Below are 14,316 nucleotides of genomic sequence, written 5' to 3' on the forward strand. Positions count from 1 at the left end.
TGCCCTGCAAAGCCGGGCTCGATGCTTATGACACTCTGGGATGGATACCGCTTTTCATGCCGCTCCTTTAGATCACCTCCAGGGGCCTGATAACAAAGGGTGTATTGTCTGTATGAAAACTGAGGTATTCGGCCCCGGCATCGACCAGCTCCTGGACATTGTCCTTCAGTTCCAACAGGTTGCAGTTTGCCAAGGAAGGCGAATTAATGACGATGGGTTTCACAAGTACTCCGTTCGTTGTCCAATAGTTGGTCCATGATACGGTTGATATTTGCCAGAGTGACATAGGTCGCAAAAAAGAGGCAGGATCGCTCCTGCCTCACATGCGTGGAAGAGAAACGAGACTACTTCTTCTGGACGTACTTGCGGATATCGAACGATACCGCCGATACGATGATCACACCCTTGATGATGTTCTGCCAATAGGGGTTCACCCCGATGAACGTAAGGCCGTAGTTGATGAAACTAAAGATGATGACACCGGCGATGACTCCACTCACCGTTCCCACACCACCGGTGGTGGAAACTCCACCAACGACGCAGGAGGCGATGGCATCGAGCTCGTATCCGTTTCCGTAGTTGTTGGTTGCTCCTCCCGTACGGGCGGCTTCCAGAACACCGGAGAGGGAGATGAGAAATCCACAGACACCGAACAGGCCTACCAGCGTCTTGGTGATATTGATACCGGAGACTGCTGCAGCCTCAGGGTTGCCACCGACTGCATATACGTTCTTGCCGAACACAGTCTTGTTCAATACAAACCAGACTATAATTGAAACAATGACGGCGAAGATGACAATGACCGGGACAAAACCGATGGAACCTGAACCCAGGAAGGTGAAATCGGCCCTGAGTCCGCCGATGGGCTGGCTGTTGTTGGGAGCCATGTTGAAGTAGATGGAGTTGATACCATAAATAATCAACATGGAAGAGAGGGTGGCAATGAAGGCAGGAACCTTGAATTTTGCCACAATCAGGCCGTTCATCATTCCAAACAGCGTTCCAACAAACACCGCGAGCAGTATCGGGAGGAGGATGGGAATTTGTCCCATATCCGGATAAAACCGCCTGACGTAATCGGCAGTCTGCAGCATGGAGGCGGAAACAACAGCCGCCATACCAACCAAACGACCTCCACCAAGGTCTACACCACCGGTAAGAATGACAAACATCATGCCCAAGGCCATAATGATCTTCGTCGAACTCATCATCAAAATGTCCCGAAGTACCTGCAGACGCAGAATGCGTGGGTTGATGATGGCGATTACGACCACCAACAGCAACAGAACAAGGAAGATTGCCTTGTCCATGACAAACTGTTTTAGACTTTTTTTACTCATTATTGATTTCCCAATGCCTTGCATGCTTTCCCCCTACCCAACGTACTTAGTCGCCAGTTCCATAATCTCTTCCTGGCTTGTCTTCTTGCTGTCCACGATACCTGCTACACGACCTTCACTCATGACAACGATTCGATCGGTCATTCCCAAAAGCTCCGGCATCTCACTGCTGATCATGATCACACCCTTGCCCTGGGCCGCAAGCTCACGCATGATGACATAAATCTCATACTTGGCCCCGACGTCGATACCCCGCGTCGGTTCGTCCAGAATGAGAATTTCAGGAGTAGTGAGCAACCAACGGGCGAAGAGTACTTTCTGTTGGTTTCCTCCGCTGAGGCTCTTGATCAGGGTTCTCGCCGACGGCGTCTTGATATCCAAATCCTTGATGCTCTTCTTGGTGTCTTCAGCCATCTTTGCTGCATTGAGGAGCCCGCTCTTGTTCACATATGAGGTTATGTTGGCAATGACCAGATTCTCCTGTACGGAAAGAACCGGGAATATTCCCGTCGCTCTCCGTTCCTCGGTGAGCAGGGCCATTCCTAGTTTTTTGGCCTCGTAGGCACTGTTGCAATGCACCTGCCTGCCTTTCACATACAAGCTGCCTTTGCTGTGAAGTCTGAGCCCGAATACTGCCTCCATGACTTCAGTGCGCTGGGCTCCGACCAATCCTCCGATTCCCAGAATCTCACCCTTATGCAGGGTGAAGGAGACATCCTTGAAACTTCTGGGGTTCGGCGATGTATACTCTTCGACTCTGAGCAGCTCGCTGCCGATGTTGCTCTCAGCCGATGGAAAGCGATGGGTAAGATCGCGGCCTACCATTCGCTTGATGATGACGGCGGTGGTCAGTTCACTGGAAGGCCAGGTCCCCACATACTTACCGTCACGCATGATGGTTACTTCATCGGAGATTTTGAGAATCTCCTCCATTTTATGGGAAATGTAGATGATCGCAACCCCACGGGCCTTCAACGAGCGGATGATGGTGAACAAGTGTTCAACCTCATTCTCCGTCAGAGAGGAGCTGGGCTCATCCATGATGATGATTTTTGATTCATAGGAGACAGCCTTTGCAATCTCGACGCTCTGAGCCTTGGAGACTGAGAGGGTGCGCAGCAAATCGGTCGGCTGTATAGTGGTGAGATTGAGATCCTTCAACAAGGAAGCTGTCATCTCATACATTCTCTTGTGGTCCACGACAGGACTCTTGGGCCCACCGATGCGTGGATAACGGCCAAGCCATATATTCTCCATCACCGACCGGTAGGGGATGAGATGGAGTTCCTGGTGAATCATGGAGATTCCCAGGCTGAGTGCCTCTTTGACACTGGTAATCTTGACGGGTTGTCCATTGAAGGAAATCTCCCCCTCATCCATGGAGTACAAGCCGAACAGACATTTCATCAACGTGGACTTGCCTGCCCCATTTTCACCCATCAAGGCATGCACTGTTCCCGGCTTTACTTTCAAGCTTACGTCGTCCAGCGCTTTTACGCCCGGGAACGACTTGGAAACATGGTTCATTTCTAATACATACATGACTTCCCTCGCCTCCCCGGCTTTCCCGGGGTATAGTCCCTTCAAAAAACCCTCCGGATCATCGAACAACCCGGAGGGGGAATTTCTACAATTCAAACCTTATTTGAACTGCTTGTAGTTCTCCTTGGTGACCTTCTGGTAGGGAACCCATACGTACTTGCCATCAGTAATCTTGTAGCCGATGGAAGCTTCGGTGGGGGTGATGCCCCTTGCCAAATCATATGAGAGCTTGAACGTTGCGCGGCCCTGGTTGACGGCGTCGTTGAGGACGGTGCCAAGCAGAGTGCCTTCTTCGAGAGCCTGGAGAGCGGGAGCGGTGGCGTCAACACCAACGACGGGCATGAACTTGCCGTCCTTGAAGTAACCAGCAGCCTTGAGGGCTTCGATTGCACCAAGAGCCATATCATCGTTGTTTGCGAAGACTGCTTCAATCTTATCGCCCTGGCTGGCGATGAAAGCGGCCATTTTCTCCTGTCCCTTTACACGATCCCACATGCCGGTGTCTTCAGCAAGCTTCTGCACCTTGATTCCGTTGTCCTGCAGATTCTTGATGGAGTACTCAGTGCGCAGTTCTGCGTCCTGGTGGCCGGGTTCGCCCTTGAGCATGACATACTGCAGAACGCCGTCGCCATTCTTGTCCATGGACTTGTTGGCTTTCCAGTAGTCGGCAATGATCTGGCCGCTCATGGTACCGGACTCTTCAGCACGGGCGCCAACGTAGTAGACCTTGTCCCACTTTGCCATATCTTCAGCAAGCGGCTCGCGGTTGAAGAATACTACGGGAATGTTGGCTTTCTTCGCCTTGTCGATGATGACACCGGCTGCGGTGCGGTCGACAGGGTTGATCTGCATGGCTTTCATGCCCTTGGTGATGAACAAATCGACCTTCTCATTCTGTGTGGCCTGGATGTTCATGGAGTCGACGACCTCAACCTTTGCATCGGTTTCGGCTGCGGCAGCTATGATTGCGTTGCGGACACCGGTCATGAAGGTGTCGTCAAACTTGTAGATTGCGCATCCGATTTCAACACCTTTGCTCTCACCTTGCCCTTGGGCGAAGACGGGAGTTGCGAGGACGAGTGCCAAGCACATAACGACCATTAATTTTTTCATAGATCCCTCCTGATGAATTTTCTCTGTATCCAGTTTTGCACGGTACTGGAAGGCCGTACATGCAATTTTTTGCTGACAATCTTGGTTTTTTTTCGATTTACATAAAAAACTTCTATACAAGATTCACAATCCACCAAGAAGACATGCTTTGCTTATTCCTAATCAGATAGGCATCTATGCTGGTTTCGGTTTTACCTATTCAGCATCGTTTTGAGCAGATCCACCTCATGCGTGGTTATTGAATCAACTCCCATGCCAATGAGTTCTTTCATCCTGACAGGATCATCGACCGTCCATACAAATATCGGAATCCTCCTGTCCTTGCAGGATTTCACCAAAAGCGGCATGACATCTTCGTGGCAGATATTCAATCCGTAAGCTTTTGTCATGACAGTACGATCCAACATCTGCGCTGCAAACTCAGCATAGGGTTGTTCTCTCTTGTACCTGTCTGCATTGAAGAGCACCTTGCAGCCGGGAAGAAGGCGGTGGATGTCCGAAATCTCATCTTCCTGACAACCGCTGAATATGACTTGGTTCCTGTATTTATGAAAGGCCGGCAACCTATAAACCGATTCGATCGCTTCGCTTGTCTTGATATCGAGATTCACCTGGATTCCCGCATTGCTGCACATCGCAAGTACCGTCTGAAGCGAAAGAAGTGACGGATGGGCAGCCTGTATTGCATCATACGCAAGATCTTTGATAGGAAGCACACTCTGTGGTAGATGCTCATCATGCCAAAGAACAATCTTTCCATCCCTTGAGGAGCGCACATCCACCTCAAGGATATCAGGCAGCTGCAGGCAAGCTTGTTCAAGATACTCGATACTGTTCGATTTTCCGGTGCTTCCACCACTATGTACGGTCACCAATATCCTTGATCGCATTGTCTTTCCTCCACCCGCCCTTACAGCTGTTCATCATCGGATGCATGGGTGCAAAAGTCAAACTGCAGGGGTATCGAATCGAGAGCATTGATGGAAAGAGGGCTGCCTTTCGGCAGCCCCCGTAACAAACATTGTGGTGATGAAGCTTACATCAAAGGCCCAAGTTTCTCGAAGAAACTCCAGCGCTTGTGTGCATCTTCCTCAGCCTTTGCAAACAAGTCCTCGGCATTCTCAGGGTTGGTCTTGTACAGGGAAGTGTAGCGAACCTCACCCTTGATGAAGTCCTGGAAGGAGCCGGAAATCGGCTTGGCATCCCAGCTGAATCTCTTGCCTTCCTCGAGTGCGGGGTTGAAGCGGTAGAGCGGCCAGTAACCGGCTTCCACTGCCTTCTTCTCCTCAACCTGGCTGAAACGCATGTTCATGCCGTGGTTGATGCACGGGGAGTAACAGAAGATGATCGAGGGGCCCTTCCAAGCTATCGCTTCCTGCAGAGCCTTCTGGGCATGCAGGCGGTTGGAGCCGAGAGCAATGGATGCAACATAGGCGTGGCCATAGGTCATGCACATGAAGCCCATGTTCTTCTTGCCGATCTCCTTGCCGGCGTTTGCAAACTTTGCAACTGCGGCAATCGGAGTGGACTTGGAAGCCTGGCCACCGGTATTGGAGTACACCTCGGTATCGAGTACCAGGATGTTGACGTTTCTGCCGGAAGCAATAACGTGGTCAACACCACCGTAACCGATATCATAGGCCCATCCGTCACCACCGATGATGAAGACGACCTTGTCGGCGAAGTAGTCCTTCAGCTCGTCAATCTTGACAAGCACTGCCTTCTGTTCGGCATTGGCAACAGCCATTGCCTCTACAAGGGCGGCCTGGACAGCCTTCTGGGCTGCATTGGCAGCTTCGGAGGACTCTTCCCATAGCTCGAGGGACTTCTCGATTGCACTCTTCAGGGCCTCGGTGGTACCAAGGGCAAAGAGCTGGTCGATGTAGATGCGAAGCTGTTTGCGGTTGGAATCTACGGCAAGGCGCATGCCCAGACCATACTCGGCGTTGTCCTCGAAGAGGCTGTTGCCCCAAGCCGGACCATGGCCGTCACTCTGCCTGACAGTGTAGGGAGTGGTCGGGAAGGTACCGCTGTAGATGGAGGAACAACCGGTCGCGTTGGCAACAATCATGCGGTCGCCGCAGATCTGGCTTACCATCTTTACATACGGAGTCTCACCACAACCTGCACAGGCACCGGAGAACTCAAAGAGCGGCTGCTTGAACTGCAGGCCCTTGATCGAGGTCTCGGGAGCACCATCGAGTACGTCGTAAGGCAGCGCCTCGAAGAACTCGGCATTGGCGATCTCGCCGGCTTCACGCTCGGTGGCAATCGGGCTGAACTCGAGGGACTTGACCTTGGAAGGACAGGTTTCGATACACACACCACAACCCTGGCAGTCCTCGGTATAGATTTGAATCTTGAACTGGAGGTTACGGGTGTTCTTGGTGTTTGACTTCAAGGTCTTGAAGGTTTCTGGAGCGCCCTCGAGGTCCTTCGGATCGATCTGTTTTGCACGAATGGCTGCGTGCGGGCAGGACTGTACACACTGGTTGCACTGGATGCAGTTCTCAGCAATCCAATGAGGTACGAAGGGAGCAACACCGCGCTTCTCAAACTTGGCGGTACCGGTCGGCAGGGTTCCATCGAACGACATCTTGGAAACAGGAATATCATTGCCCTTCAGGTGCATGATGGGTTCCATGATATCCTTTGCAAAGTCATCGGCATCGGCAGGAATCAAGCGGGCGGGCTCGTAGCTCTTGGTAATCTTCGCAGGAATGACAACCTGGTGCAGAGCATCGCTTGCGCCGTCGATTGCAGCCCAGTTCTGCTTGACGATATCCTCGCCCTTCTTGAGGAAGGTCTTCTTGACATACTGCTTGACCAAGTCAATGGCCTCAGCCTCGGGAAGAACCTCGCTGATCTTGAAGAAGGCAGCCTGCATAACGGTATTGATGCGGCTTCCAAGCCCGGCCTTCTCGGAAATCTCGAGAGCGTTGATGTTGTAGAAGCGGATCTTCTTCTCGATGATCTGCTCCTGCATCTCACGGGTCAGGTGCTCAAATACTTCGTCGGAAGGAATCTGGCTGTTGAGCAAAAATACACCACCCTTCTTGAGCGGGCCGAGCATGTCGTAGCGACCGATGTATGCGGGGTTGTGACAAGCGACGAAGTCGGCATGGTCGATCAACCACGGCATCTCGAGAGAGCTCTTGCCGAAGCGCAGGTGACTTACTGTGATACCACCACTCTTCTTGGAGTCGTAGGAGAAATAAGCCTGTGCGTTGAGGTCGGTATTGTCGCCGATGATCTTGATGGAGTTCTTGTTTGCACCAACGGTACCGTCGGAGCCAAGACCCCAGAACATGCAGGACACAACATCCTTGGGGGAGACGTTGATGGTCTCGTTGACGGGGATGGAGCGATTGTTGACGTCATCGTTGATGCCAACGGTGAAGTTGTTGAAAGCCTTGCCTGCAAGGTGGTCATACACAGCCTTGGCGTGGCTGGGGGTGAAGTCCTTGCTGGACAGACCGAAGCGTCCGCCGATTACCTTCATGTCGGTTCTGCCCATCTGGCTGAGGGCGGTGACGACATCCTGGTAGAGGGGCTCGCCGAGGGAACCGGGTTCCTTGGTGCGGTCGAGTACGGCGATTCTCTTCACCGAGGCGGGAATTGCCTGTACAAAGTGTTTTGCACTGAACGGGCGATAAAGGCGCACCTTCAAAACACCGGTCTTTCCACCCTTCTCGTTCAGGTAGTCACTGGCCCATTCAAAGGTATCGGCACCGCTTCCCATGACAATGACAATATCGGTTGCATTGGGATCGCCGACATAGTCAAAGAGGTGGTAGGCACGGCCGGTAAGCGCGGCAACCTGATCCATGTACTTCTGCACCATCTCAGGAAGTGCTTCATAATACGGGTTTACGGTCTCACGACCCTGGAAGTATACGTCCTCGTTCTGGGCGGCGACTTTCAACTTCGGGTGCTCGGGGCGCATGGCACGCTCGCGGAAGCGGCGGACATACTCTTCGTTTACCAACGGCTTGAGATCTTCATAGGTAATCTCCTCGACCTTCTGAAGCTCATGGGATGTCCTGAAACCATCGAAGAAGCTGAGGAACGGAACCTGTGCCTCGAGTGTGGCCAGATGGGCAACCACGGACAGGTCCATGGTCTCTTGAACGTTGTTTGCACAGGTCATGGCAAAGCCGGTGTTACGGCAGGACATGACGTCGGAGTGATCTCCGAAAATTGAGAGAGACTGTGCAGCAAGCGATCTTGCAGACACGTGGAAAACGGTAGGAATCATTTCGCCAGCAATCTTATGCATGTTGGGGATCATTAAAAGCAATCCCTGACTAGCAGTGAATGTGGTGGTCAAAGCACCAGCAGACAGGGCACCATGAACGGCACCTGCCGCACCAGCCTCGGACTGCATTTCCATGATCTCCACCTTCTTACCCCAGAGGTTCTTCCGGCCGGTGCTGGCCCAAGAATCAGCAAACTCTCCCATCGGGGAGGAGGGGGTGATCGGATAGATTGCGGCTACTTCGCTGAAGGCATATGCAATATGCGCTGCAGCGGTGTTTCCGTCAATAGTAACCCTTTTTTTGTTACCCATTTTGACACTCCATAAAACAGTATTTGATGCGACCTTGAAGAGGTCACCCTATGCACACACAAAAAAAAATCCTCGCAGATTTTCCCGTGAATCATCATAAACCAATAAGGAATCGATTGCAACCTTGTCCAGATTGAATTCCTTGATTAGCAGTCCTTTAGAAGTATATCAACTCTTCAGGTATTTATTTAGTGCAATATAACCGCACCCAAGCAGGAAGCAGATCCCGCAGGCAAGCAACCACAGCTGACGATAGCCGGTGTCCAGCAGCACCAAGCCCCCCAAGGCGGGAGCCAACGAGTGTCCCAGGCTTGAAAACACATGCATCCAGGCATTGCACTGCGAGCGGATACGCTCATGTGCATAGACATTGAGAAACACGTTGGAATTGGTCGCCATCAGGATCTCTCCGAGGGTCCAGATGCAGGTGGCCACCAAAAACAAGCTGAAAGACGAGCAGAAGGCGTAGACCAAATAGCCGGCAACGTACAGAAACAAAGCCACTGCCATCGAAACCAATTGGCCCAACCGATGAGTCCAGGCAGTGAGCAGCGTGGTGCACACCAGAACCACCACTGCATTGACCATCATCAGCTTTGCATAGCGGCTCGCGCCCAAAACATCGCCGTACAGCGAGTTGAACTGCAGCGGCAGGGTAAAGGAATTTTGGCCGTAGGTGAGGGTATACAAGGCGTTGAAGACGAAAAAAAGCCAGAGGATGGGAGGAATGTGCACCCTTGCCTGCTGCATCTCCTTGCTTGGCCGTTCTGGTGCATGCCTGTTGGGCACCGTCATAAGCAACAGGAGGGTGGATAAGGAAAGCAGTACGGCCGAGATTGCAAACAACAGCAAAAGCGAGCGGGCAAACAACAGCGATGCAACCATCGGGCCGAGCGCCACCCCGATATTGGTCCCCAGATACAGCAGGCTGAAGGAGTGGGAAAGCCTTCCTTGCGGGCTGAATTCGGCAACCATGGTATTGGTCAACGGAGCGGTTCCCCCGCGAAACGGACTGGCTGCCAGAATGATGTAGGGGATCAGATTCGGACGGACCACCACCAAAAGGGCGCAGAAGAGATAGGAAAGACTGACCATCACCTGACAAAGAACCAGCAGCGGCTTCTTTCCCCACTTGTCGGCAGCCATGCCGATGGACATCTGCCCCAGCATGGTGGCGATAATGCTCGCTGAGACAAATATCCCTGCATCCTTGGGAGAAAGACCGAGCCTGACAGTCAAAATCAGGACCAGGAGCAGCTGCACGAAGTCCCCGAATCGATTGATGACCCGGATTGCAAACAGCGCATAGATGCTGGACCCCAAGCCCTTGTAGACGGAAAACCCCGTCAACAAAGGACGGGGTTGTCGTATAGTGTTCATACCACCCTACCCAAAACAGAGGGTACGGATAGTCTTGGTCTTGGTCAACACTCGCTATGCCCGCAAGAGAAACATTTCTTGCAGCCTTCGATGTTGACAAAGGAGACATTGCCGCAGATCGGGCAGATATCGGGCTTTACGCTGGCCGTGGAAGAAGGAAGCCCCAAATCAAGCTGACCGCCATCCTCATCCTCATCCTCCTCATCGGGAAGGCGTGAAGCTTCGCGTTCACTGTCGGATGAGCCGATATGCTGCTGCAACACCTGGGCTACAGCATCAGGAAGACTCATGACACGATTCTTGCCGAAGCCCATCGACCGACCGCTGCCGATCCCCGAAAGCTGACCGATGATCGCCTGCGCCCGCTGGTCCGGAGTCAAAGGTGAAGGCATGCGCAGGATCAAGCTGATCAACCTGCCAAGCCCCTCTGCATCAGCGGCTACATCGGAACCCACCTTGGCCACATTGATGAAAACTTCAAAAATATCGCTGGGATTCGGTCCATCGCAGTTGACCGTAATGTACGCAGTCCCGATCGGCGTAGCCTTGCGATAGGTAGTTCCCTGCAAAACGGTGGAGCGCACCCGCGGCTTGGGCTCGGTGGAGCGGGAAACCACCGGTTTCTCCTCCTTCGGCTCTTCCTTCTTGGCCGTCAATACCTGGGTGTCACGCGAACCATCGCGGTAGGTCGTACCACCCTTGCAACCCAGATCATAGAGCAGCTCGTAGAGCTTGCCGGTCTGCTCCACGGTATACTCCTTGGGAGTGTTGCCCGTCTTGGAAATCGAAGAGTCAACCCACCTCTGGATGGCGGCCTGCACCTTCACATGCCCTTCCGGGGCTAGATCCATGGCCGACACAAAGTAGGAAGGCTTCTTTTGGCCGGGATGGGCCTTCACCCAATCATCGTAGACTTTCACCCGTTCGATGTTTGTTCCCATGCGACCGGTTCTTTCCCACTCCCAGAAGTAGTAGGGCTCGATACCGGTGGAAGTATTGACCATGGTGCCGGTGGTGCCGGTGGGGGCCTGGGTCAGCAGCGTGACGTTCCTGAGGCCCTGCTTGCGCACCTTCTCCCTGAGCTCTTGGGGCATCTGCAGCATGAAGCCGCTCTGCAGCAGCTTCTCAGCATCAAAATAGGGGAAACTTCCCTTCTCTTGAGCAAGGTCGCTGCTTTCATTGTACGCCTCAATGCAGATGAACTTGTACAGCTCATCGATGAAAGCAAGAGACTCGTCACTGCCGTAGGGAAGTTCCATCTTGATCAGCATGTCTGCAAGACCCATGGTCCCCAGCCCGATCCTCCGCTCGGAAAGCTGCTGCTTCTTGTTTTCCTCGAAGAAGTAGGGAGTGTCGTCGATGACATTGTCCAGGAATCGAACTGCGTTGCGCACAGCACGGCCCAAGTCCTCGTACAGGACCTTCTTGTCCTCTACAAACCGGCTGAGGTTGATCGACCCAAGGTTGCAGACACCCCAAGGAGGAAGTCCCTGCTCACCGCATGGGTTGGTGCTCTGGATGGTGGAATAGTACCAAGAGTTCGACATCTTGTTGTAGCGGTCGATGAAGAATACACCGGGTTCTGCACTCGCCCACGCACTCTCGACAATCGCATCCCAGATTTTCTTGGCCTTTTGTGTCTGGTAGACCACAACCTTATGACCGTTTGCCTTCCACTTGGCGATATCGCCATCCCATTCAGCGTTGTAGGCAGGGTCGGAAGTATCGGGGAAGCAGGTCTGCCAGTCGGCGTCCTTGCGAACCGCCTCCATGAAGTCATCGGTGATGCCGACGCTGATATTGGCATTGGTGATCTTGCCCATCTCCCGCTTGGAGTTGATGAAGTCAATAATGTCCGGATGCCAGACATTGAGAATCAACATCAAAGCCCCACGGCGTGAACCGCCCTGCTCAATCAGCCCGGTGACGAAGCTGAAGAGCCCGCCCCAGCTTACCGACCCACTGGAACGACCATTGACGCCTTTGACGTAGCTGTGACGGGGCCTGAGGGAGGAGATGTTCATCCCTACTCCGCCACCTCGGCTCATAATCTCGGTCATCTGTCCCAGTGAAGCAATGATGCCACCACGACTGTCCTTCGGGGAAGGGATCACATAACAATTGAAATAGGTCAGATTCTGATCCGTTCCGGCACCGGTAAGAATCCTGCCTCCAGGGACGAACTTCCAATCCTCCAGGAGCCAATTGAACTCTGCTTCCCATTTCGTTCGAACCTCCTGCTTCTCGATTGAAGCAATACCTTTCGCTACACGGGCCAGCATCTGTGCGGGTTCAATCTCAAGCGGCTTGTCCACATCCTCACGCTTGACGTGCAGGACCATGCCATCATCGAGCTTGACGGTGATCCCATCGGCTGCTTTCAGTTCGGTGACCACACCGATTTCACGCTGTCCGGTCTTGGGATTGCTCACGGCAACCACGACGTCCCCGACTTTCAGCGTCTCTTTCTTCACATCCTTCAACGCATACCGGTCAAGAAAAATCTTGCGACCCAATGCACTCAATTCATTCTTTGCTGAGCTCATGTAATCCCTCTATATATTGAATTTACGCAATTAAATATTCTCGATTCTCCACCCCGTTTTCCGAGGCCAAGCCAAAGGGTCGACCAGCGTCGACCCTCATTTACCATAGCATGGAGAAGTAAGATTGGCAAGGCATGATTACAATATTTATAGCGCTATGGAAAGTTGAATAACGCTATATATAGTGTTATATTGGTTTAATAGCACTTAGGTATCGTCTCTTGAAAAAAGTGTATCGGAAAGGACGGAAAGGGTCAAATATGAAAAAGAAAATTTGCATCAATTCCTTGCAAGTTATACCCAAGACACTTCACACCCGGCACATTGTTTCTTTCGCTGCCGGTCGGCTTCACCACAGAAAAACCCTTTGCAAAGAGACCGACAACACAACGATTTTGTCTTGGCTCTAGTGCCAAAAAGAGAGCCTTCCAAACTGGAAGACTCTCTTGATACACGATCCCGAAACAATTTTCTTTACTAGTAGCCTAGTTGCACCATGGTATCGGCAACCTTCTTGAACCCTGCAATGTTTGCACCCTTCACATAGTTGATATACCCATCAGCTTCCCTGCCCTCGGTGACACATGCCTGATGGATCTTGACCATGATGGAGTACAGCCTCTCATCGACCTCCTCGGCGCTCCAAGAGAGGTGCATGGCATTCTGGCTCATCTCAAGCCCGGAGACCGCTACACCACCGGCATTGGCAGCCTTGCCTGGTGCGAAGGGGATGCGGTTTTGGATGAAATAGTTCACCGCATCGGCTGTACAGCCCATGTTGGAAGTCTCCACCACATACTTGACGCCGTTGGCGACAAGCGTCTTTGCATCCTCAAGGCTCAGCTCATTTTGGATGGCGCAGGGGAACGCAAGATCCACAGGCACCTCCCAGGGCTTCCTGCCGGCAACAAACTGGGCACCGAATTTCTTCGCATAGGGGGCAACCACATCGTTGTTCGAAGTGCGCAGGTAGTTCATATATGCCCACTTTTCCGGAGTACCCACCCCGTCCTTGTCATAGATATAACCATCCGGACCGCTGATGGTCACCACCTTCGCACCAAGCTGGGTTGCCTTCACTGCAGCACCCCAGGCAACATTGCCGAAGCCGCTGACCGAAACTGTCTTGCCTTCCATGTTGTCGCCTTTGGCCTCAAGCATGGCCTTGGCAAAATACATCGTCCCATAGCCGGTGGCCTCGGGGCGAACCAAGGAACCTCCGAAGCCAAGGCCCTTTCCGGTCAACACGCCGGTATTCTCCCCCTTGATGCGCTTGTACTGCCCGTACAAAAAGCCGATCTCCCTCGCCCCCACCCCGATGTCGCCGGCGGGAACGTCGGTATCGGGACCGATGTACTTTTGCAGTTCGGTCATGAAGGAACGGCAGAAACGCAGAATTTCTGCGTCACTTTTCCCACGGGGGTTGAAATCACTCCCACCCTTGCCGCCGCCCATCGGAAGGGTGGTGAGGCTGTTTTTCAGGGTCTGTTCAAAACCAAGGAACTTGAGCGACCCAAGGGTTACGCTGGAGTGGAACCTCAAGCCGCCCTTGTACGGCCCGATGGCATTGTTGAACTGTACCCGGTAGCCTCTGTTCACTTGCAGGTTGCCCTCATCGTCCTCCCACTCAACGCGGAACGTATAGATGCGGTCAGGCTCGGTCATTCTCTCCAGAATCCGGTGCTTCTCATACACAGGATTGTCATTGACCACGTCGATGACACTCTCCAAAACCTCTTTTACCGCCTGAATGAACTCAGGTTGGGCAGGATTCTTTCGTTCCAGTTCTTCCATCAAGGCATCAACGCTATACATACTTGGGTTT

General features: G+C 52.7%; 9 protein-coding genes. All 9 read right to left on the reverse strand.

Annotated elements, in window-relative coordinates; genetic code table 11:
- Positions 1-67 precede the first annotated feature (67 nt).
- Entirely contained in the window at positions 68-223 is a 156-nt protein-coding gene (locus B3K89_RS08525; RefSeq protein WP_293895827.1) for a hypothetical protein, read from the reverse strand.
- A gap of 121 nt (positions 224-344) precedes the next feature.
- Positions 345-1,340, reverse strand: coding sequence for a galactose/methyl galactoside ABC transporter permease MglC (mglC, locus tag B3K89_RS08530; protein WP_345907279.1), 996 nt, complete (start codon positions 1,338-1,340; stop codon positions 345-347).
- A gap of 33 nt (positions 1,341-1,373) precedes the next feature.
- Positions 1,374-2,882 carry a sugar ABC transporter ATP-binding protein gene (locus tag B3K89_RS08535; RefSeq protein WP_293895821.1) on the reverse strand — a complete coding sequence of 503 codons (1,509 nt, stop codon included), beginning with the start codon at positions 2,880-2,882 and terminating at the stop codon, positions 1,374-1,376.
- A 99-nt stretch (positions 2,883-2,981) separates the two neighbouring features.
- Positions 2,982-3,995 carry a galactose ABC transporter substrate-binding protein gene (locus B3K89_RS08540; RefSeq protein WP_293895818.1) on the reverse strand — a complete coding sequence of 338 codons (1,014 nt, stop codon included), beginning with the start codon at positions 3,993-3,995 and terminating at the stop codon, positions 2,982-2,984.
- A gap of 191 nt (positions 3,996-4,186) precedes the next feature.
- Positions 4,187-4,885: a glycerophosphodiester phosphodiesterase gene (locus B3K89_RS08545; protein WP_293895815.1), complete on the reverse strand. Its 699-nt coding sequence runs from the start codon at positions 4,883-4,885 to the stop codon at positions 4,187-4,189.
- A 146-nt stretch (positions 4,886-5,031) separates the two neighbouring features.
- Positions 5,032-8,565, reverse strand: coding sequence for a pyruvate:ferredoxin (flavodoxin) oxidoreductase (nifJ, locus tag B3K89_RS08550; protein WP_293894313.1), 3,534 nt, complete (start codon positions 8,563-8,565; stop codon positions 5,032-5,034).
- A 168-nt stretch (positions 8,566-8,733) separates the two neighbouring features.
- Positions 8,734-9,945: an MFS transporter gene (locus B3K89_RS08555; RefSeq protein WP_293894311.1), complete on the reverse strand. Its 1,212-nt coding sequence runs from the start codon at positions 9,943-9,945 to the stop codon at positions 8,734-8,736.
- A gap of 44 nt (positions 9,946-9,989) precedes the next feature.
- Positions 9,990-12,491 (reverse strand): adenosylcobalamin-dependent ribonucleoside-diphosphate reductase, encoded by a 2,502-nt coding sequence (locus tag B3K89_RS08560; RefSeq protein ID WP_293894309.1) that lies wholly within the window; start codon positions 12,489-12,491, stop codon positions 9,990-9,992.
- 477 nt (positions 12,492-12,968) lie between these two features.
- Positions 12,969-14,306: an NADP-specific glutamate dehydrogenase gene (gdhA, locus tag B3K89_RS08565; protein WP_293894307.1), complete on the reverse strand. Its 1,338-nt coding sequence runs from the start codon at positions 14,304-14,306 to the stop codon at positions 12,969-12,971.
- Between the last annotated feature and the right edge of the window lie 10 nt (positions 14,307-14,316).

This window comes from Sphaerochaeta sp. UBA5849 (assembly GCA_002432715.1).
GTDB lineage: Bacteria > Spirochaetota > Spirochaetia > Sphaerochaetales > Sphaerochaetaceae > Sphaerochaeta.